This is a genomic window from Bradyrhizobium sp. NAS80.1 (genome assembly GCF_001908205.1).
GTDB lineage: Bacteria > Pseudomonadota > Alphaproteobacteria > Rhizobiales > Xanthobacteraceae > Bradyrhizobium.
This window is the reverse complement of record NZ_LGHL01000054.1, coordinates 1-19,437: the sequence shown is the minus strand read 5'-3', so window position 1 is coordinate 19,437 and position 19,437 is coordinate 1. Positions and strand designations below refer to the sequence as shown.

The 19,437-nt window shown below is 62.0% G+C and carries 18 protein-coding genes; 7 read left to right on the top strand and 11 right to left on the bottom strand.

From position 1 onward, the window contains the following. The first annotated feature begins 118 nt into the window (after positions 1–118). Positions 119–1,408, top strand: coding sequence for an S-methyl-5-thioribose kinase (gene mtnK / locus AC629_RS14165; protein ID WP_084805341.1), 1,290 nt, complete (start codon positions 119–121; stop codon positions 1,406–1,408). 180 nt (positions 1,409–1,588) lie between these two features. Here mtnK and AC629_RS46790 read toward each other — a convergent pair whose 3' ends face one another. From AC629_RS46790 to AC629_RS14150, 3 genes are all read right to left on the bottom strand, one after another. Next, on the bottom strand, positions 1,589–1,732 hold the full coding sequence (locus AC629_RS46790) for a hypothetical protein (RefSeq protein ID WP_168195479.1): 144 nt from the start codon (positions 1,730–1,732) through the stop codon (positions 1,589–1,591). A 399-nt stretch (positions 1,733–2,131) separates the two neighbouring features. Then, on the bottom strand, positions 2,132–3,031 hold the full coding sequence (locus tag AC629_RS14155; protein WP_084805340.1) for a GNAT family N-acetyltransferase: 900 nt from the start codon (positions 3,029–3,031) through the stop codon (positions 2,132–2,134). A 75-nt stretch (positions 3,032–3,106) separates the two neighbouring features. After that, a complete protein-coding gene (locus tag AC629_RS14150; RefSeq protein ID WP_084805339.1) occupies positions 3,107–4,483 on the bottom strand; it encodes an FAD-binding oxidoreductase in 1,377 nt (458 codons plus the stop codon). A gap of 106 nt (positions 4,484–4,589) precedes the next feature. Between AC629_RS14150 and AC629_RS14145 the strand changes: the two genes are divergently transcribed. Next, the gene (locus AC629_RS14145) at positions 4,590–5,498 is read left to right on the top strand and encodes a LysR substrate-binding domain-containing protein (protein ID WP_084805338.1); all 909 of its coding nucleotides are present in this window, start codon (positions 4,590–4,592) and stop codon (positions 5,496–5,498) included. Between the two features lie 718 nt (positions 5,499–6,216). Here AC629_RS14145 and AC629_RS14135 read toward each other — a convergent pair. Beyond that, positions 6,217–7,059 carry a hypothetical protein gene (locus tag AC629_RS14135; protein ID WP_143199126.1) on the bottom strand — a complete coding sequence of 281 codons (843 nt, stop codon included), beginning with the start codon at positions 7,057–7,059 and terminating at the stop codon, positions 6,217–6,219. A gap of 171 nt (positions 7,060–7,230) precedes the next feature. Further along, positions 7,231–7,443, bottom strand: coding sequence for a hypothetical protein (locus tag AC629_RS14130; RefSeq protein WP_143199125.1), 213 nt, complete (start codon positions 7,441–7,443; stop codon positions 7,231–7,233). Positions 7,444–7,736: 293 nt separating this feature from the next. Here AC629_RS14130 and AC629_RS14125 point away from each other — a divergent pair, with 293 nt between their 5' ends. The 5 genes from AC629_RS14125 to AC629_RS14105 are packed head-to-tail and all read left to right on the top strand — an operon-like array spanning position 7,737 to position 13,150. Beyond that, positions 7,737–9,326 carry an ABC transporter substrate-binding protein gene (locus AC629_RS14125; RefSeq protein ID WP_143199124.1) on the top strand — a complete coding sequence of 530 codons (1,590 nt, stop codon included), beginning with the start codon at positions 7,737–7,739 and terminating at the stop codon, positions 9,324–9,326. Between the two features lie 60 nt (positions 9,327–9,386). Continuing rightward, positions 9,387–10,310 (top strand): ABC transporter permease, encoded by a 924-nt coding sequence (locus tag AC629_RS14120; RefSeq protein ID WP_084805334.1) that lies wholly within the window; start codon positions 9,387–9,389, stop codon positions 10,308–10,310. Continuing rightward, positions 10,307–11,128: an ABC transporter permease gene (locus AC629_RS14115; protein ID WP_074122236.1), complete on the top strand. Its 822-nt coding sequence runs from the start codon at positions 10,307–10,309 to the stop codon at positions 11,126–11,128. Before AC629_RS14120 ends, AC629_RS14115 begins: the two co-directional genes overlap by 4 nt. Then, positions 11,125–12,105 (top strand): ABC transporter ATP-binding protein, encoded by a 981-nt coding sequence (locus AC629_RS14110; RefSeq protein WP_084805333.1) that lies wholly within the window; start codon positions 11,125–11,127, stop codon positions 12,103–12,105. Before AC629_RS14115 ends, AC629_RS14110 begins: the two co-directional genes overlap by 4 nt. Continuing rightward, positions 12,098–13,150 (top strand): ABC transporter ATP-binding protein, encoded by a 1,053-nt coding sequence (locus AC629_RS14105; RefSeq protein ID WP_084805332.1) that lies wholly within the window; start codon positions 12,098–12,100, stop codon positions 13,148–13,150. Before AC629_RS14110 ends, AC629_RS14105 begins: the two co-directional genes overlap by 8 nt. Before the next feature lie 142 nt (positions 13,151–13,292). Here AC629_RS14105 and AC629_RS14100 read toward each other — a convergent pair whose 3' ends face one another. The 6 genes from AC629_RS14100 to AC629_RS14075 all read right to left on the bottom strand — a co-directional run bounded on the left by AC629_RS14100 (position 13,293) and on the right by AC629_RS14075 (position 19,334). After that, on the bottom strand, positions 13,293–14,792 hold the full coding sequence (locus tag AC629_RS14100; protein ID WP_245331857.1) for a tetratricopeptide repeat protein: 1,500 nt from the start codon (positions 14,790–14,792) through the stop codon (positions 13,293–13,295). A gap of 111 nt (positions 14,793–14,903) precedes the next feature. Further along, the gene (locus AC629_RS50575) at positions 14,904–14,969 is read right to left on the bottom strand and encodes a BBE domain-containing protein (RefSeq protein WP_502693013.1); all 66 of its coding nucleotides are present in this window, start codon (positions 14,967–14,969) and stop codon (positions 14,904–14,906) included. Between the two features lie 249 nt (positions 14,970–15,218). Continuing rightward, positions 15,219–16,247 (bottom strand): ABC transporter permease, encoded by a 1,029-nt coding sequence (locus AC629_RS14090; protein WP_084805331.1) that lies wholly within the window; start codon positions 16,245–16,247, stop codon positions 15,219–15,221. 12 nt (positions 16,248–16,259) lie between these two features. After that, complete coding sequence (locus AC629_RS14085; protein ID WP_084805330.1) at positions 16,260–17,762, bottom strand: sugar ABC transporter ATP-binding protein; 1,503 nt, start codon at positions 17,760–17,762, stop codon at positions 16,260–16,262. Positions 17,763–17,768: 6 nt separating this feature from the next. Next, on the bottom strand, positions 17,769–18,791 hold the full coding sequence (locus AC629_RS14080) for a sugar ABC transporter substrate-binding protein (RefSeq protein WP_084805329.1): 1,023 nt from the start codon (positions 18,789–18,791) through the stop codon (positions 17,769–17,771). Positions 18,792–18,929: 138 nt separating this feature from the next. Further along, entirely contained in the window at positions 18,930–19,334 is a 405-nt protein-coding gene (locus AC629_RS14075) for a globin (protein ID WP_084805328.1), read from the bottom strand. Between the last annotated feature and the right edge of the window lie 103 nt (positions 19,335–19,437).

Below are 19,437 nucleotides of genomic sequence, written 5' to 3'. Positions count from 1 at the left end.
ATCCGGCCGTGCCAAGAGCATGATACGGAAAACTGCGAAGCGGTTTTCCGAGAAGATCATGCTCAAATAACAATCTAAAGCGCGATCTCGTCGCGCTTTAGCATCGGATGGGATCGTCATGACGCAGGGGCAGGGGGATTACCGGATTCTGCAGGAGGCGGCCTTGCGGGACTATCTCGCGGGCCTGCCGGACCTCAAGGGGCTTCTCGGCGGCGAGCCGGCCTCCTGGGTGATCACCGAGGTCGGCGACGGCAATCTCAATCTCGTCTTCATCGCGAAGGGGGCGCGCGGCGGCATCGCCGTGAAGCAGGCGCTGCCCTACGTCCGCCTCGTCGGCGAGAGCTGGCCGCTGCCGCTGTCGCGGGCCCATTTCGAGTATCTCGCTTTGTCCCGGCAGGCCCAGCTCGCGCCCGGCCTCGTGCCGGCGCTGCTGCATCACAACGAGGCGCTGGCGCTGACGGTGATGGAGCTGCTCGAGCCCCATATCATCATGCGCAAGGGGCTGGTCTCGGGAACGCAATATCCGCGCTTCGTCGACGACATCACCACCTTCATGGCGCGGACGCTGTTCCTCACCTCTGACCTCGCGCTCACCGCCGCGGACAAGAAGGAAGGCATCGCGGCCTTCGCCGGCAACCATGCGCTGTGCAAGATCACCGAGGATTTGATCTTCACCGATCCCTATCGCATCGCCGATCAGAACCGCTGGACCGTGCCTTATCTCGACGCGCTGGCCGCCGCCTTGCGCGACGACATGGACCTGCATGTCGCGATCTCCCGGCTGAAGCTGAAGTTCATGGCAAGCCCCGAAGCGCTGCTCCATGGCGACCTCCACACGGGCTCGATCATGGTCACGGATAGCCAGACGCGGGTGATCGATCCCGAATTCGCGTTCTACGGCCCTATGGGGTTCGACGTCGGCGCAGTGCTGGCCAATTTGCTGATGGCCTATTTCGCCTCCGTCGGTCACGAGCGATCGCCGGGCGAGCGCCGCGCGTTCGAGGGCTGGGTGCTGGACACCGTCGAGAAGGTCTGGAACGGGTTCGCCCGCAAATTCCTCGACCTCTGGCGTGCTGAAGCCGCTGGCGATGCCTATCCCATTTCGCTCTTCGCAGGCGAGCAGGGCGCCGCACGCCTGGAGGCCGAGCGGCAGGCCTACATGCAGCGGCTGTTCGCCGACACTGTCGGCTTCGCCGCGGCCAAAACCATCCGCCGCATCTTCGGCCTCGCCCACAATATCGATTTCGAGCTTATCGAAGATCCACGCAAACGTGCGGTGAGCGAAGCCCGCGCCGTGCGGCTGGCGCGCGCGATGATGGTGGAGACGGGATCGTTTCCGGCTATCGCCGACGTCACGGGCGCGGCGAAAAAGCTGAGGGACTGGCAGCCGGAGTTTGCGAACGGCTAGGCCGTGCGCTCGGTGACTCACAGCGAGCGCCAGATGATCGCAGGCAAAACCCGGTCGGCCTTGCACGCATGCAGGTACGCCGTCAGCTACGACCACCTCCGCCACGACTGCCGCCGCGACCACCACCGCCACCTCCAGGACGGCCCGCGGACCCGGGACGCCCTGCACCAGGACGTTGGCCTACATTCGGACGAGATCCTGGGCGTTGAGCGACATTCGGCGGACGAGAACCTGGGCGTTGACCGACATGCGGCGGACGAGGACGCGGGCGTTGACCAACATGAGGAGGACGAGGACGGGGGCGTGGACCGACATGCCAACCATGCCAACCTCGCGGGCCACCCCAGCCCAAACCGCGGCGGAACGCATAGCCGCACCAGTACCAGCCGGGGCCGCGCCAGGCGTCCCAATACCAGCAGTAACGCCGGCCTCCGAAGAAGAACTGAGCTTCCTGCAGTGGCACAGCGTCTCCGCCATCAACGTGAAGCGGGGCGATAGGCATTGCCCGGGTCGTTGGTATCCATAGCGTACCCAACGCTAACGCCGCGCTCAGCCCAATCACCACCCTGGCTTTGTTCATCGAGGCTCCTCCCTTGATCAAGGGTACTCCGCGCGCCCCGCGTTCTAATCTGCCAGACCGGCTTAAGTTCCGCGTTGGGATTGCGTGCTCCGCAAAGGCGGCCGCGCCGCACCCCGCGTTGCCTTCAACTCATCTGGATTGAGCTACATGAATCCGGGATTGCGCGGGAGGTAGCTGGCCCAATCTCCGAATTGTCGGTTAGACATCAGCAGCATCGGGAGCGTTAGACGCATCCCGTGGTTCATCGCCGCCTTGAGCGCTGACTCGCTTGCGCCTGGCACGAAAGCCGAAATGCTTGGAGAATTGCTCCGTGCCGCAAACGACAACGCACTGGCGAACGCGGGACCCACGAGATCCGGCCGACGGACTGCAAGCGGGCCAACGTGTCCTTCGGAAATATAGACATACCCCACGCACTCGCTGCCGGCGTGGATGGTGAACCCGTTCGACGTGCCGTCGCCAAGGAGAAATCGATGATGCTTCTCTCTGGAAACGCCGACGGCACTGATATCAATGAGGGCCAGATCGTCGAACCTGGCTGTCTTGGCCGTGAGAGATTCAAGACGGAGGGGCGGCTCAGCCAACAGGGGTGCCAGGCGGTCCCGAGGCGCGCTGACCATGTAGATCGGAAAGCGCGGGAATAGTCCGTGGCGGATGTAGAGCCCCTGGGACACGTTGTTAAACGTGAAAGTGATCAGCGCCTTGATGGATGCTCCGCGCGCTTCTGCGTGAGCGAACGTCTTGCCGATGAGTTGATTTCCGATGCCGTCGCTCTGGCGGTCAGGTGCCACAAACAGCTGTGCCAGAAACCAAAGTTCGCCGCAAACCCAACTCCACGCGAAGCCGATAACTTCTCCGTCGTCATCGGCGACCCATAGACCTTCGGTATCGTCCCTGAGCGAGAAGGCTTGAAAATTCGGTGGGTGAGAGGATGCGATCTTTCCGAAGCCCCGCCGTTCAGTGAGTTCATTGATGCTGGCGACCACGAGCTCATCGGCCCGCGTCAAGTCGTCCATGCGAGCGGGGCGGCACACGATAGCCATGTTCGAGTTCTCCTCCGGGATCGGTATGCCGGACCAACGACGGCTTAAGAGGGACGAAACGCTTTCACATGGTGATCAGGCCAGCGGCCGGATGTTCTGGTTCATGCGAAAGAAATTCGTCGGATCGTATTTCGCCTTGATCCGCTGCAGACGCCGGTAGTTCGGCCCATACGCGGCAGCGACAGGATCGCCCGCCTCGTCGTCATCGAGATAATTGACGTAGCGGCCAGAGGCGAAGAAGGGCCGCATGCTTTCGTAGGTTTCGCGTGCCCACGAGATGCAGCGGCTGGTGTCGCCAGGCTGCATCCATTGCGTGAGTATCAGGAAATTGTAGCCATCCTGCCGATGCGGAAATGCCGTATCCCCTGGACCAACACGGGTTGCCGCGCCGTGGATGTGTTCAAGCAGCAGCTGGCCCATGGGAGTCGGGCAGCGCGCGAAACATTCGATCATGGTCGCAATCGCAGCATCGCTCAGCTCCGTGAGGAAGTTCGATTTCCAGTAGTTGAGGGCGCCCCTGGGGTAGTTGGCGTCGAGCATGCTGTTGAGCTGGCAATAGGGCATCGGCCCGACTGCGTCCATCATCGGAGTCCCGAACTGTTTCAGCGGCCGTACGGCTCGTTCGGCATCCGTCGCAGGGCCGCAGTGACAGGTGACAAGAGCAGCGACCTCCGTGCCGGACCCGTCGGGCGCGTGCGTCAGGGTCGCGAACAGCGTGTGCTCGTCCGTTAACGACTGCCTACGGGCCCGGAAGAATTCGAGCAGGTCGCGGGAACGTTCGATGGGGTGGATGATTGGGCCGCCGGTAATGATTGGCCCGACTGTGTGTAGGTCGTATTCGAGGCTGGTTGCGATCCCAAAGTTTCCGCCGCCGCCGCGAATGGCCCAGAACAGATCGGGCTCCTCCTGCTTGCTGGCCCGCAAGACCTTGCCGTCGGCGGTGACGAGCTCGACAGCCCGCAAATTATCCAGGGCAAGGCCGTACTTGCCCATCAGCCAGCCCAGTCCCCCGCCGAGGGTCAGTCCGGCGATCCCGGTGGTCGAGACCACGCCGCCGGTAACCGCAAGTCCGTGAAGTTGCGTCTCGCGATTGACCTCGCCCCACGTGACCCCGCCCTGCGCCCGTACGGTTTTGCCTGCTACATCGACGTGGACGCCCTTCATTGGTGACAGGTCGATCATGATCCCGCCGTCGATGGTCGCGCGTCCTGCCACATTATGGCCGCCGCCACGAACCGCGACCTCAAGGCCGAGCTTGGTCGCAAGCGCGACGGCGTCCACGACGTCGGCCGTACCGCGGCATCGGGCAATCAATGCCGGTCGTTTGTCGACCAGCCCGTTGTGGACCTTTCTCGCCTCCTCAAAGCCCTCGTCCGTAGGTTTGAGGAGCTGTCCTCCAAAGGAGGCGCTAAGGTCGGCGGCGGCGCTGGCGACGGATGCGATGGACGACATGACACGGTCTCCCCGGTTCGACCCCCCAATCCTCAATGGTGGGCTGGCTCAGGGCAAATCCGAAGAATTCAGGTGACGATGAACTTATTTCACCTAGACTGGCCGCATGCACAAGCTGCCGCCCCTGATCGAACTTCGCGCTTTTGAAGCTGCCGCCCGCCATCTGAGCTTCAAGAAGGCCGCGGAAGAACTCGGCGTGACGCCAACCGCGATCAGCCACCAGATCGGATTGCTCGAGCAGTATTGTGGTCGCGCGCTGTTCCGGCGCAGGCCACGACCTCTTTCGCTGACCGATGCCGGAGCGGAGCTGTTCCCCGCCATTCGGGGCGGGCTCGAGGTGTTTGCCGCTGCAATTGCGGCCGTCAAGCAGGAGCGCGACCAGCAGCCGCTTCGGGTGACGACAACCAACGCTTTCGCCAGCCGCTGGCTGGTGCCCCGTCTGCCCGTGTGGCGAAAGTTGCATCCTGATGTACCGCTGGAGGTCATTGGCACGGACACCGTGCTCGATCTGCAGGCCGGAGATGGCGATGTCGCCATTCGCTATGCAACCAGCCGGGTACTGCCGACAGACGGGATCGTCGATGATCTCTTCAGCGATACATTCTGGCCGGTCTGCAGTCCGCGCCTGCTTTCAGCGGGACGCCTGAAGAGGCCGGTCGATCTTGCAAACCACGTTCTGATCCACTCCTACTGGTCACCGGCCGATCGTGAGCCGCCAACATGGCAGAGATGGCTTGCCGTGGCACAGCGCAGATGGCGGGAAGTGCCCGAATTCAAGGACATGCAGCACCTGAGTTTCCGCGAGGAACTGCACGCCATCGAGGCGGTGATCGCCGGGCAGGGAGTCGGGATTTTCAGTGATGTGCTGGTGGCAAACGAACTCGCCGCCGGCACGCTCGTGAAAGCGTTCAAGTTGAGCTTGCCCGGCTATAGCTTCCATGTGGTCAGCAAGCCGAGCCATCCGCGCAAGAAAACCATCCGAGCCTTCTCGGAGTGGTTGCAGTCAGGTACTTAATGCGCCTCTCGTGCCCCCGCGAAATGGACAGCCTCAGTGCCACAAAGGAGCGCCTGGATTGACACTATGGCGGCGGAAGTGCGATCCAGTTCACACTCGACGTTACGTCCTAATTCTATAATCTAGACACGACTGGAAACAGGTAGGCTAGCCCTACCGCGGAATGGCGCAGCCATCTGCAGCTCGCGATCAAGCAATAGGATGGTAGCTCGCTCTTCTGTACCGTTAGCGGAGGGTGATCATGCACGCAGCTACAGCCGGATGGCAGCCCACTTCGACAGCTCCGCGTGACCGAGATCTCGAAATCTGCGCATTGGATTTCGATGGTATTGTCCATGCAATTCCTTATCCCTGTCACAAGGACGGGACCAACTGGGTCGATCGCTCCGGTCAACGGCACGCCGACATCGAGCCGACCCACTGGCGCACGTGGACTGACCCCGGCTAGGTCGGCGGCCGAGGCGCACGAGGCGCGTGGTCCGTGACTTTCGTGCTGGCGTTTATGTTTCCACCTGCGCGCATCGGGAGGCCGGACCAATCTCCGCGGTGGGGGACACGAGCGGACACTTGTAGCTTTAGCGCTATTTCGTCGATGCACAGGGTACGCTGGCCGCCTATGGCCGCTTCGTGATGATCACGATCGTCATCTCGACTTACGGCCGCGTTTCCCGGAGACAGTGCCGAGGGCAAAGCGAACCGCACTGATCGTGGAAAGCCTCTAGTAAAGTCTTTGAACTACTTTGAGAAGCCCGTTCGCAACCAGCACCGTCGCGACGTATACGACAAGATAGGACAATATAACCGCCGAATAGATGCGCGTCTGCGATCTCTCGTACACGACCGCCAGAGCGTACTGCCTCTTGGCTATTAGCAGTAGCAGGAAACATCCGAAGGCTAGTTCTGAGTAAAGAAGTGCAACCGAACCGGTTGAAAGAAGGTAATGTACCAGGGCCATTCCGAACCAGAACGGCCCCCAGACGAGGGCGGCCGCCGCTCCCGTGACCAGGAGATATGGTCGCGCTGTTGTCTTGAGAGGCACTCCCTTCGGAGCCACAAGGCCATGCACGACGAGGAAACCCAGGAGAAATATGACCCGAGAGGCGAAATCAATCAGCTTGATTGACAGGCCTTGTGTCCGGTTCTCGCGTTCGACCGCTTCAGTGAAGGCTTTGCCGAGCGAAGCATTCTGCGTCGCGAGGTAATTCCCAATTAGGTAGGGGTCGATCGAGCCTGCCTTGGGTCGAATTTTCTTTGCCGCGGAAGAGCTTCCAGGAAGCAGAATTTCCGCGATCGCATCTTCATAGCGCAGAACATATCCAGGAGGGCTTGCATACACATCGTAGTTCATTACGTCACGGAGATCGAAGATTTGGATGAATTGATCGTTTTGTTCCGTTGAGAGCGACTTGAAACCGTCAGTCCAGGATGCTGAACCTCTTGGATCAAGGGCACCTAACGTGGCGCTAAGTGCTACGGCCCAAAAAGCAAACCGATAGACTTTTATTTTGCGATGCCATTCTTGTGGAGGATCGTCTCGCAACACCAGATAGGAGATGATCAAATACTTAAGGGGTTGCCTCTTGGCAGCGCTCCGGGCGAGCCGTCCTGTTAGGGCGGAGGTAGAGTCGGCAAGACGTCGCACCCAATGGATCACGAGTCTACCCGCGTTAGAAAATGTGCCAGTAACCTCAAGTTGAGGCCTGTATATCAATTTTCCGGATCACCCGGAAGCTCAAGCTGTGATGGCCGGGCCAGCAAACTTCAACGCCACGACAACGGCTTCAATCCAGCTTTCGCGATGACGGCTGCGGCGTCCGCAGAGGAGAGGAATTTCAAAAAGGTCGATCCCGGACGAGATCATCACCTTGATATCGGCAGCGGTCGCGGCAGGTGCGAAAACAAGGGTTACGAGGACAGCAAGCAGGCAAGCGACATGTCGCGGCATGATCGCGCCCCTAAACGGCGATCGGTTGCAATGTCTTACGATAGCCACCCCCGATAATCCGTGCAAACCGACGATCAAGGAAGCCCGCGCCGAGCGGCCGGCAAGGACGATCATGGTGGAGGCAGAGGCGTTTCCGGCAATCGCCGACCTCGCTGGTGCAGCGCGAAAATGGCGCGACCGGCGAGGGCGCGTGCTCACAAATCGGCCCGACGCACTATTCAAGGAGCTTGCATTCGACATGCTGTGAATGGTCAACTCTCTGATCGGGACACGCCTGCATTGTCGGAGGGAACATGATGTTCAGGATAGTGGCGATCGTCGCTGGTTTGGGACTGGCGCTCGCCGCCACGGCGGAGGCCCAGACACCGCGCAAGGGTGGAACCATCCGCATGACCGCGCCCTACGGCTCGAGCTTCACCAGCCTGGACATTCATACGACGCAGCGCGCCCAGGACGAGATATACGCCAAGGCCCTGCATCGGTCGCTCTACATCTGGGATTCCGCGGAAGGCAAGCCGGTTCTGGAGCTTGCCAAGGAGGACGTGGTCTCGGGCGGAGGTCTCGTTCACACGTTCAAGCTGCGCGACGACGCCTATTTCCACAATGGCCGCAAGATGACGGCCGACGACGTCATCTGGTCCTACAACCGCATCATGGATGGCACCAAGGCCTTTCCCGGTGCGCGTTTTGTCCGTGTGATCGAGGGCGCGGCCGCGGTCGAGAAGGGGCAGGCCAAGGAAATCTCCGGCCTGAAGAAGATCGACGATTTCACTCTCGAAATGAAGCTGACCGAGAAAGTCGATCCGGGCTTCTACTTCTTCACCGCGCTGACCTCGATCTATCCCGCCGATGAGGCCGCCAAGGAGAGCTTCATCCAGAAGCCGATCGGTCTTGGCCCATTCAAATTCGTCGAGCACGTGCCGGGATCGCGCATCGTCCTGGAGCGGTGGGACCGGTTCTACAAGCCCGGCAAGCCCTATGCCGACAAGGTCATCGTGTCGATCATGGCCGAGGCCGCGGCACGCGATGTCGCCTTCCGCAACAAGGAGATCGACACCTCGGTGCTCGGGCCCGCGCAGTATGTTGCCTATCAGGCCGATTCCGGCCTCAAGGGCACCATCGTCGAAGTCGCCGAGGTCTTCACGCGTTACATGGGGATGAATCCCTCGTTCAAGCCGTTCGCCGACAAGCGCGTCCGGCAGGCGATCAACTACGCGATCGATACCGACCTGATCATCAACAAGCTCGTCAAGGGCAAGGCCTATCGTGCCACCAGCTGGTTGCCGCTGACCTCTCCCGCCTACGACAAGGCCATGAAGCCGTACCCCTACGATCCCGCCAAGGCCAAGCAGTTGCTGACTGAAGCGGGCTATCCCTCGGGCTTCGAATTCGAATGGACCACCAGCCAGAATGAAAGCTGGGGCTTGCCGATCGTCTCGGCCGTCATCCCGATGCTGGACAAGGTCGGCATCAAGGCGAAGGTCAAGCAGGTCGAGACCGCAGTGCTGGCGGAGGTGGTGCGCAGCGGCGACTACCAGGCCTTCATATATTCCCAGGCGACAGGCCCGGATCCCCAGGCGGCCCTCAAATGCTTCCACTCGTCGACGCCACAGCCAGCCTGCAACTACATGAACTTCAGGAATGCCGAGTTCGACAAGTTGATGGATGAAGCAGGGCAGGCCGACGACGCTGCAAAGCGTACCCAGCTGCTGCAAAAGGCCAATGCGCTGCTCTATGACGAGGCGCCGGTCTGGTTCTTCAACTATAACAAGGCGGTCATGGCGGTGCAGCCGTGGCTCAAGGGAATTCAGCTTAATGCGACGGAGCTGACCCATCAAAACGTCGAAGACCTCTGGGTCGACGAGACCTCGCCCGCGAAGTGACATGCGCTCTCGCGCTCCCTCCATCGCAGCAAACGATGGAGGGAGAGAGGAAAAGTGCCGATGTTCTCCTTCCTGATCCGTCGAATCCTGCAAACCATCCCGACCGTGCTCGCTGTCGTGCTGCTGGTGTTCGTGCTGTTCAGCGTCGTTCCTGGCAGCATCGTCTCGAGCATGAGCGACGATAGCGATCCGCAGGTCGAGCTCCGCATGAAGAAGCAGCTCGGCCTCGACGATCCCGTCTACGTGCGTTTCGGCTCCTACATCGCAAAGCTTGCGACCGGTGATTTCGGGACGTCGTTCCGGACGCGCGAGCCGGTCACGACCATGATCGCAAAGCGGATGGGACCGACACTGCAACTGATATTTGCAGCCATGACATTTGCGATCATAGTCGGCGTGCCGCTCGGCTTCATTGCTGCATTGCGGCCGGGCAGTATCGTCGACACGGCCTCGATGGTCGTGGCGGTGTCGGGTCTTTCAATGGCCAAATTCTGGCTTGGACTGCTGCTGATGTATCTGTTCGCGCTGAAGCTCGGCTGGTTGCCAAGTTTTGGCTATGGCGAAGGAGGGGGCAAGTACCTGATCCTTCCGGCCGTGACACTCGGCGTCTCCCCGATGGCGTTGCTGGCCCGGACGACGCGCGCCGCTGTCCTCGAGATCATGACGGCTGATTTTGTCCGCACCGCGCGCTCGAAGGGCATGAGCGAGACCCGGGTCGTGCAGTGGCATGTGATGCGCAACGCGCTCGTCTTGATTCTCACGACCGTAGGCCTGCAGTTCGGCGCGTTGATGGGGCAGGCGGTCGTGGTCGAGAAATTGTTCTCGTGGCCGGGCATCGGCTCGCTGCTGGTCGACAGTGTCTTGCAGCGCGACATTCCCGCCGTCCAGGGCTCCATTCTCGTGGTGGTGCTGTTCTTTCTCGCGATCAACTTGCTGATCGACGTGCTCTACGGCGTGATCGATCCCAGGATCAGATACGCATGAAGCTCCGCGCCAATCTCATCATCGGTGGCGCGTTGTTCGCGCTTGCGATCCTGGTGGGCCTGCTCGCGCCTTGGCTGGCGCACACGGATCCTGTCCTGGACGCCAACCTGCTGAACGCGGAAGAAGCCCCGAGCTGGACCTGGTGGTTCGGTACCGACGATCAGGGCCGCGACATATACTCCCGCGTCGTGTACGGCGCCCGTATCTCGCTGACGGTCGGCATCGTCTCGCAGCTCATCAACAGCGTCATCGGCGTCGGGCTGGGCCTGAGCGCCGGCTATTGGGGCGGCTGGTGGGACGATTTCGTCAACGGGCTGACCAACCTGATGCTGGCGATCCCCTCGCTGATCTTCGCACTTGCCATCATGGCGGTGCTTGGCCCTGGCCTGACGAGCCTGCTCATCGCACTCGGGCTGACCAACTGGTCTTTCACGTGCCGGATCGCACGGGCGTCGGCGCTGTCGCTCAAGAGCCAGGGCTATGTGCAGGCGGCAACCGTGCTCGGCTACGGAGATTTGCGGATCATGATCACGCAGCTCCTGCCGAACATGCTCGGACCTATCGTCGTCATCGGCACGCTCGGCATGGGCAGTGCGGTCTTGTCCGAAGCCGCATTGTCCTTCCTTGGCCTCGGCGTCCGCCCGCCCTTCCCAAGCTGGGGCAGCATGTTGTCGGACGCCCGCGACCAGATCACGACGGCGCCGTGGCTCTCGGTCTTTCCGGGCCTCGCCATCTTCCTGACGGTGCTCGGCCTCAACCTGCTTGGCGACGGCCTGCGCGACATTCTCGATCCACAATCGCGGAGCCGGCGGACATGACGGGCTCGCCGTTGATTGAAGTCGAGGACTTGCGTATCGATCTCAACGACGGATCGAGGTGCGTTGCAGCGGCCGAGGGCATTTCGTTCCGCATCGATCGCGGCGAGACGTTCGGCCTTGTCGGCGAATCCGGCTGCGGCAAGAGCATTACGGCTCTCGCTTTGATCGGCCTGTTGCGGCAGCCCTTGTCGATCGGGGGCGGCGTCATCCGATTTGAAGGGCGGGAAATCCAGCAGCTTTCGGCGGCCGGACAGCGGGAGCTGCGCGGCAATCGCATCGCCATGATCTTTCAGGAGCCGATGACGGCGCTGAACCCGGTCTCGCCCGTGGGACGGCAGATCGCCGAAATGTTCGTGCTGCACAAGGGCAAGAGCTGGCGGGAGGCCAATCAGCTGGCGGTCGAGGCGCTGGCGAGCGTCCGCGTGCCCGCGCCCGAGCGACGCGTGAAGGATTATCCGCACCAGCTTTCCGGCGGCATGCGTCAACGCGTGATGATCGCCATCGCACTCGCATGCGGTCCGGATCTTCTGATCGCCGACGAGCCGACGACCGCGCTCGACGTGACCGTGCAGGCCGAAATCATCGAGCTGATGCGGAATTTGTGCGCCGAGAGAGGAACGGCGATCCTGATGATCAGCCACGATCTCGGCCTGGTCGCCAATGTCTGTCGTCGCGTTGCCGTGATGTACGCCGGCCGCATTGTCGAAGAGCGCGGCTCGGCCGATATTTTTCGAACGCCCTCGCACCCCTATACGCAAGGCCTGGTCGCCTCGTTGCCGCGGCTGGGCAGTCGCGCTGCGCTTGGCCGCACGCGGCTCAAGGAGATCGCGGGCGTCGTCCCGGCTATCACGAGTTTCCCTGATGGCTGCAGGTTCAATCCGCGTTGCACGCGGGCGACCGATATTTGCCGGACCGCCGCGCCGGACACGACATGGCTGGGGCCTGGCGGTTTCGTCAGGTGTCACCACCATGCATGAACCGAAAAACATGCTGGGCAAGGGCAGGCCGGACGACGATCTCATTCTCAGCATCGAGGATCTCGCGGTTCATTTTCCGCTGGGCGGCGGCTTGCTCGGCCGCGGCCGGCGGCTGTTGCGCGCCGTCGACGGTGTCGATCTCAAGCTGAAGCGAGGCGAATGCCTCGGCCTCGTCGGTGAGTCCGGCTCCGGCAAGTCGACGGTCGCACTTTCAATCCTTGGTCTCTTGGCGCCGACGCGCGGCCGCATCGTGTTGGACGGGCAGGTCGTGACGAACAGGCCATCCGGCGATCGGAAGGCGTTGGCCCGCATCGTGCAAATGGTCTTTCAGGACCCCTACGCCTCGCTCAATCCGCGCCAGACCGTTCGTCGCACGCTTGAAGATCCGCTGCGTGTGCATGGCGTGACCGCCGCAAGCGAGATCGAGGATCGCGTTGCGAAGATGCTGCGGCATGTGGGCTTGCGGCCCGAACAGGCCGACCGCTACCCGCATGAGTTCTCGGGTGGCCAGCGCCAGCGTATCGGCATTGCGCGTGCGCTGATCCTCAATCCCAGGATCGTCATCTGCGATGAGCCCGTTTCGGCGCTCGATGTCTCGATCCGCGCCCAGATCATCAATCTGCTGCTGGAATTGAAGGAAACGCTCGGTCTCTCCTACATCATGATCAGCCACGACCTTGGCGTCGTCGAGCACATGAGCGACAGGGTCGCCGTCATGTATCTCGGCCGCATCGTGGAGAATGGCGACTGGCGCGAGATCTTTGAACGGCCGGCGCACCCGTATACGCAAGCCCTGATCGCCGCCATCCCTGATCCCTTGCGCCATGCGCCGTTAGCTACGACAGGGGGCGACCTTCCCAATCCGCTCAATCCACCGAACGGATGCGCCTTCAGCCCGCGCTGCGGTTATGCTGAGGCCGTGTGCCGCCACGAGCCGGGGCCGTCGCTCGAAACGCGTCCCGACGGGCATGCGGTGAGGTGTTGGCGGAGTGAGGAGATTGCGGGGCAGGCGGCGTTGGCATCGATCGCAAGCGGACATCGCTAGGATGGAGCGCGTCTGCCCCACGGCTCTGTTCGGCACGGCAGTAGGATAGGGCGGCCGCGAAGCAGGGCGCTCTCCGCAGGCCATGATGTCTGCCCTGACCCCGCAACATGGTCTCGTCCCATGAGTTCGTCGAGCGGCGCCTTCAATCGGAATTTCCTCGTGACGCGCCCTCAGGCACGCCGGCCATGCGCAAACCCTCAATCAAGCGTCTGCCTCCGGCCTGAAAGACCAAATTGTCGCTGAATGTAATGGCTTTCAGGCGACGAATTGTAAAACCCGGATCAAGCGAAAGGCCAGCTTTCGCAGTCGTTCGGGACTCTTCGAGTTTGCCGAGCTGCGCAAGCGCAGCAGCCAGCTGAAGGTGCGCGAATGGATAATTCGGGTTGGCCTTGAGGCTTTGGCGTAGCCACGAAACGGCTTCGTTGTCGAAACCGAGGTGCAACTTGGCGCCGCCGACATAACTCATCCACCGGTGTACAGCCTCGTCGCGAGGCGACAGGCGGAGAGCTTCTCGAACACATGCCTCGGTTTCTGCAGCCTGGCCGACGAAGATCTTGGCGGCTCCAATGGTAGCGTGCGCCTCGGCCAGATTTCGGTTCAGAGCCGACGCATGCTCGCACTCAGCAATACCCTGCTCTGCGCGATTGGACATGAACAGGACGATACCCAGAAACATGTACGCCAGGGCATGTTGCGGGGCCAAAGAGAGCGCCTTCGTCAGCGCCGTTTCTGCCGCTGTAAGGCGCGCCTGAAAGTCGTCGACGAGAAAGAGGGTCGCGCTAGCGGCATCCACCGCCGCAATGCCCACCAAGGCGTCGACAAAATCGGGATCAAGCGCTAATGCGCGTTCGAAGTAGCTCCGCGCCTGTACCATATGGTCCGGCGTCCAGCGTTTATTCCAACGCGCTATGCCCTGAAAATACAAGTCCATCACATCCGGATTCAACGAACGCTCTGCTCGACGAGCCTCGGCCGCCAGCAGCTCGGCATTCAGGGTGTTGGCGAGCCGCGAAACGATTTCGTCCTGCATTTCGAACAGGTCGGATATGGGCTTGTCGAAGCGATCTGCCCAAAAGTGATTGCCGTCTTCTGCGCTAACAAGCTGAACGTTAACCCGGAGCCGGTCACTGCCGCGCTGCACGGAGCCTTCAAGGATGTAGCGCACGTTCAACTCCCGGCCGATCTGCTTTAGATCAGCGGCCTTGCCCTTGTATGCAAATGCGGTGTGCCGGCCAACGACGAACGAGCTGCTGATGCGCGACAAATCCGTGGTCAGGCTCTCGGTTACGCCATCGGCGAAGTAATCTTGCCCGGGGTCACCGCTGAGGTTAGCGAAAGGCAGTACAACGAGTGAAAGCCGTGGTGCTGGAGTTGCAACGGCATTCTCCGCAAAGCGAACCGCATCGAGGGTGGGGATCTCGGCTTCCCGCACCGTTCCGACGAAGCGAAAACCTTTGCGCTGCAGCGTTTTGATGAGGCGCTGTGGAACCGCGATCGGAGACACCGGTTCAACAATGACTTCGCCCCCGTCCGAATTGAGTACATGAAGCCCGGATTGCGCGGGAGGTAGCTGCCCCAGTCTCCGAATTGCCGATTCGACATCAGCAACATCGAGAGCGTTAAACGCATCGTGATCGGCCATCCATAGACAATCGGTATCGTCCCTGAGCGGGAAAGCTTGGAGGCTGAGGGCGCGCGGGGGCACACGAGCGCCACCTTCGAGTCCTCCTCCGGGATCGCTCTCACTTGGCGATCAGGCCAGTGGTCGGATGTTCTGGTTCATGCGAAAGAAGTTCGCCGGATCGTATTTCGCCTTGATCCGCTGCAGGCGCGGCAGTTCGGCCCATACGTGGCAGCGACAGGATCGCCTGCCTCGTCGTCATCGAGATAATTGACATATCGGCCGGAGGCGAAGACGGCACGCGATCGGTGCCATGATGACATCGTGCCCCTGTTTTGCCCGACGTGTCAAACGCCCCTGAGACACCGGGCAAGGCCACCCCGCGCAAAATTCTTCAATGATTTCTACTTTGCATGGGGTTGTTTTCGCGTTTTTGCGGAGAGGAGGCTACTCCGCCGCCTTTTCCCTTAGCCGCTGCGCGTAGACGTTGATGACCAGCGCCGCTAGCAGGATCAGGCCGCGGATCAGGATCTTCAGGAAGCTGTCGATGTTGACGTGGTCGAGGCCGTTGTTGAGGACGCCGAGCACGAAGAGGCCGACGATGGTGTTGCCGATGCCGCCGCGGCCACCGAACAGGCTGGTGCCGCCGACGACGACAGCGGCGATGGAGTCGAGCAGGTAGGTGTCGAACTCGTTTTGCTGCGCGCTGCCGAAATGGGCCACACCGAGCATGCCGCCGATACCGGAGCAGACCGCGGAGATCACCATGACCGCGCCGAGGATGAGCTTGACGTTGAGGCCGGAATATTCGGCCGCCTCGCGATTGCCGCCGACCATGTAGACGTAGCGGCCGAAGCGTGTGTAGGTCAGCACCAGATGACCGCCGAGCAGCATCACGGCCGCGACGATGACGATCCAGGGAATGCCGCCGATCGAGCCTGAGCCGAGCGTTGCAATCAGGTCCGGCACCTTGTAGGCGATCTGGCCGCGCACCAGCAGTGCCGAGATGCCGGCCGCGATCTGCATCATCGCCAGCGTCATGATGAAGGAGGGGATGCCGATCACGGTCAGCCCCAGCGCATTGACGAGGCCGAGCAGCGCACAGAGCAGGATGGCGAGCAGGATCGCGACGGCGCCGGGCAGCGGCACATTGGCGATGTTGACGTAGGATTCCTGCAGCGTGAAGTAGGCGACCGCGATGCCGGTGACATTGGCGATGCTGGCGATCGAGAGGTCGATCTCCGCGCAGAGGATCACGAAGGTGAGGCCGACGGCGATGATGCCTGTCACCGAGACCTGGGTCAGGATGTTGCCGAGATTGTCGAGCGTTGCGAAGGAGGGGCTGGCGAAGGCGAAGAAGGCGGACAGGAAGATCAGAGTCAGGAACGGTGCGATGTTGCGCATCTGCGAGCGCAGGAAGGACCCAAGGCCTCGCGCCCGCCGACCCGCCGCTGGAACCGTCTCACTGCTCGCCATTGTGCTTCTCCGTCACGCCGCTTCCAGCAGGCGGTCCTTGCTGACCAGCTCGTTCTTGAACTCTCGCACCACCGCGCCGCGCTTGAGCACAAGGATGCGGTCGGCCAGCGACAGCACCGTTTCCGGCTCGGTCGACAGCACGATGACCGCAAGCCCCCTGGCGCGGAGGTCGCGGACGATGTTGATGACGTCGTTCTTGGCGCCGACATCCATGCCGCGGGTCGGCTCGCACAGCACCAGCAGTTTTGGCGGATAGGTCAGCCATTTTGCCAGCGCGACCTTCTGCTGGTTGCCGCCGGAGAGCATGCCGAGGTCGAGGCCGACCACCGGCGGCCTGATCTGCAGCTGATCAACCTGGCGCTTCGCGATGTCGCGCTCATGCGCTGGCTTGAGCAACAGGGACGAGATGCGGTCAAGAATGCTGATGGAGACGTTCTTGTAGACCGGCTCCTGATGAAACAGCATGTCACGCCGGCTTTCGGGCACCAGCGCCACGCCGGCGCGCCGGGCCGCCGCCGTGCTGGCGAAAGTTCTCGGCCGCCCCCCGACGGCGAGCGTGCCGCCGTCCGGCTTGAGCTTGCCGAAGAGGATGCGAGACAATTCCTGCTGGCCGCAGCCCATGAAGCCGTAGATGCCGAGGACCTCGCCGGCGCGTGCTTCGAAGGAGACATCCTGCAGGCTGCGGGCCAGCGAAAGCTGGTCGACCTTCAGGACCACCGCCCTGTCGCTCGGCTGCGGTAGCAACAGGTCGTCGGTATAGCTGTGCTCGAGTGCTTCGCCGCCGCGGCCGATCATGGCCTCAATCAGCGCGCCCTTGCTGGTCGCGGCGCTAGCTGTCTCGGCGACCTTCCGCCCGTTTCGGAACACGGTCACCGTGTCGGACACGCGCAAGATGTCTTCGATGAAATGCGAGATGAAGACGATGCTGGTGCCTTCTTCGCGTAAGCGCCGGAGCGTCGCAAACAGGCGCTCGACCTCGGGCGGGGAGAGGGCGGAGGTCGGCTCGTCCAGGATGACGATGCGGGCGCCGGAGAACAGCACGCGCGCGATCTCGATCAGTTGCTGCAGCCCGATCGGGAGGTCGCCGAGCCGCGACATCGGATCAAGGTCGATGCCGAAGCGGGCGAGCTGCTCGCCGGCCTCGCGCGCCATCCGCCGCCACTGCACGAGGCCGAGCCGGTTGGTCGGCTGGTTGCCCAGGAACACGTTCTCCGCGACCGTGAGGTCGGGCGCGACGCTGAGCTCCTGATGCACCATGGCGATGCCGGCCGCGTGCGCGTCGCGGGCCGAGCGGAAATGCGTCTCCTGGCCGTCGATCAGGAAGCGGCCGGAGAATTCGGTGTGCACGCCGGCGATGATCTTCATCAGCGTGCTTTTTCCTGCGCCGTTCTCGCCGACGAGACCGTGGATCTCGCCGGGATAGAGCGCGAAGTCGACACCACGAAGCGCTTCGACGCCGCCGAAGCTCTTCGTGATGCCCTTCAGTTCCAGGATGGGCGAACGAACCTCAGGCATGGAGGACTAGATCAGGAAGTGGTCTTCCATCCATTGCATGCCGGGGGCGTTCGCCTTGGTCACGACCGGGCCGTCGGTGACCACGTTCTTGGGAATGCCCTGGCCGCTCTTCTCGCCGCCAACCACTGCCGCAACACCGGCGATGATGGCGCCGCCATGGATGCGGCAGGACGGGTTGCGAACGGTCGCGAACATCCGGCCGTCGCTCACCGCCTGGATCGCCGGAGGCATGGCGTCGACGCCGCCGATCAGGATGTTGGTGCGGTTGCGCGCCTTCATGATGTTGTAGGCGGCGAGCGCCATGTCGTCATTGTGGAAGAACGCCGCGTCGATCTGCGGATATTTGGTCAGGTAGGTTTCCCAGAGCCGCGCGGTCTTGGAGACGTCCCAGTCGGCCGGCTGGGTGTCGAGCACCTCGATGTTGGGGAATTGCTTGACCACCGAGTTGAAGCCCTTGGCGCGGCCCTGCGCGCCGGTGTGGCCGAGGGCGCCCTGGGTCATGATGATCTTGCCCTTGCCGCCCATGGCGTTGCACAGCGCCTGCGTCACGGACGCGCCCATGAACTCGTTGTCGGGGGCGAGGAAGGAGTGGACGTTAATCTGATCGAGAGGAGCAATAAGCGTGTCCATGTCGATCACGGGCGTGCCGGCGTCGATCATCTTCTGCACGGGCTGGGTGAGGGTGCCGATGCCAAAAGCCTGGATCGCGACGAAATCCCATTTCTGCGAGGCCATGTTGTCGATCGCCGCGCGCTGCTTCACCGCGTCGAGCTGGCCGTCGAACCAGGTCACGTCGACATTGAACAGCTTGCCCCAGAATTCCGCGGCCTGCTTGCCCTGCGCGCACCAGGTCGCCTGGAGGCCTGCATTGGAGAACGCCGCCTTCAGCGGCTTCTCGGATCGTCCGACTTCGGCTGCAAGTGCGGGGTTTATGCCCATGCTGCCGAGGATGGCAGTCGCGGCGCCGGCGGTCGCTGCCGCCTGAAGAAGATCGCGCCTCGTCGTCGAGAAATCTTTCGTCCCGGACATCGCTCGCTCCCATATATTCTATCGTCGGCGCGTCATTGATTGCGCGACCGATGCGGAAAGTGTCTCACAAAGGTTGTTGCCACTCAATCTGCAATCGATCGTAAGGTCGCGACAGCCGCGTTGGTGCAGCGCAAAGCGTCACGCTGCGATGCCAGCGAAGGCCTCGATCTCGACCAGCAGTGCGTCCCAGGCCTGCGCGATCTCGACCGACCATTCATCGCCGAGCAGGTCGTGCAGCGTATCCCTGATGATCGCGAAAAAGGCGATGAAGACGTCGCGCGGCGTGCCGTAGGCATCGTGCGAGGCGACCTCGCAGGCGATCAGCCGGAAATGCCCGCCGCGCTGGCCCGCGAAGTCGAGGATCGCCTCGATCGTGAGCGCAAGCATCGATCCCATCACGAGCTCACTGCCTTGCGTGCGGAACATCGCCCGCGTTTCGGGATGCTCCTTGAACAGACGTTGATAGACGAGCGGCGTGAGATCCGCGCAGCGCAAGGCCGCGAGTTCAAAGGTCTGTTCGATCGGATTGGGAGAAGCATTCATCGGCGGTTCAGCCCCGCGGATAAAAAAAAGAGCGGGGCCCTGGCCCCGCTCAAAAATTGTGTCGACCCTATTATCCCCGATTCTAAGATTTGCTCTTGATTGA

What these genes read in the sequence shown, in the direction of transcription:
- AC629_RS14125 (WP_143199124.1), top strand. Translation starts at nt 7,737, where the DNA reads ATGATGTTCAGGATAGTGGCGATCGTCGCTGGTTTGGGACTGGCGCTC.
- AC629_RS14115 (WP_074122236.1), top strand. Translation starts at nt 10,307, where the DNA reads ATGAAGCTCCGCGCCAATCTCATCATCGGTGGCGCGTTGTTCGCGCTT.
- AC629_RS14130 (WP_143199125.1), bottom strand. Translation starts at nt 7,443, where the DNA reads ATGCCGCGACATGTCGCTTGCCTGCTTGCTGTCCTCGTAACCCTTGTT.
- AC629_RS14105 (WP_084805332.1), top strand. Translation starts at nt 12,098, where the DNA reads ATGCATGAACCGAAAAACATGCTGGGCAAGGGCAGGCCGGACGACGAT.
- AC629_RS14090 (WP_084805331.1), bottom strand. Translation starts at nt 16,247, where the DNA reads ATGGCGAGCAGTGAGACGGTTCCAGCGGCGGGTCGGCGGGCGCGAGGC.
- AC629_RS14155 (WP_084805340.1), bottom strand. Translation starts at nt 3,031, where the DNA reads ATGGCTATCGTGTGCCGCCCCGCTCGCATGGACGACTTGACGCGGGCC.
- AC629_RS14110 (WP_084805333.1), top strand. Translation starts at nt 11,125, where the DNA reads ATGACGGGCTCGCCGTTGATTGAAGTCGAGGACTTGCGTATCGATCTC.
- AC629_RS14075 (WP_084805328.1), bottom strand. Translation starts at nt 19,334, where the DNA reads ATGAATGCTTCTCCCAATCCGATCGAACAGACCTTTGAACTCGCGGCC.
- AC629_RS14085 (WP_084805330.1), bottom strand. Translation starts at nt 17,762, where the DNA reads ATGCCTGAGGTTCGTTCGCCCATCCTGGAACTGAAGGGCATCACGAAG.
- AC629_RS14080 (WP_084805329.1), bottom strand. Translation starts at nt 18,791, where the DNA reads ATGTCCGGGACGAAAGATTTCTCGACGACGAGGCGCGATCTTCTTCAG.
- AC629_RS14100 (WP_245331857.1), bottom strand. Translation starts at nt 14,792, where the DNA reads ATGGCCGATCACGATGCGTTTAACGCTCTCGATGTTGCTGATGTCGAA.
- AC629_RS14145 (WP_084805338.1), top strand. Translation starts at nt 4,590, where the DNA reads ATGCACAAGCTGCCGCCCCTGATCGAACTTCGCGCTTTTGAAGCTGCC.
- AC629_RS14150 (WP_084805339.1), bottom strand. Translation starts at nt 4,483, where the DNA reads ATGTCGTCCATCGCATCCGTCGCCAGCGCCGCCGCCGACCTTAGCGCC.
- AC629_RS46790 (WP_168195479.1), bottom strand. Translation starts at nt 1,732, where the DNA reads ATGGTTGGCATGTCGGTCCACGCCCCCGTCCTCGTCCTCCTCATGTTG.
- mtnK (WP_084805341.1), top strand. Translation starts at nt 119, where the DNA reads ATGACGCAGGGGCAGGGGGATTACCGGATTCTGCAGGAGGCGGCCTTG.
- AC629_RS14120 (WP_084805334.1), top strand. Translation starts at nt 9,387, where the DNA reads ATGTTCTCCTTCCTGATCCGTCGAATCCTGCAAACCATCCCGACCGTG.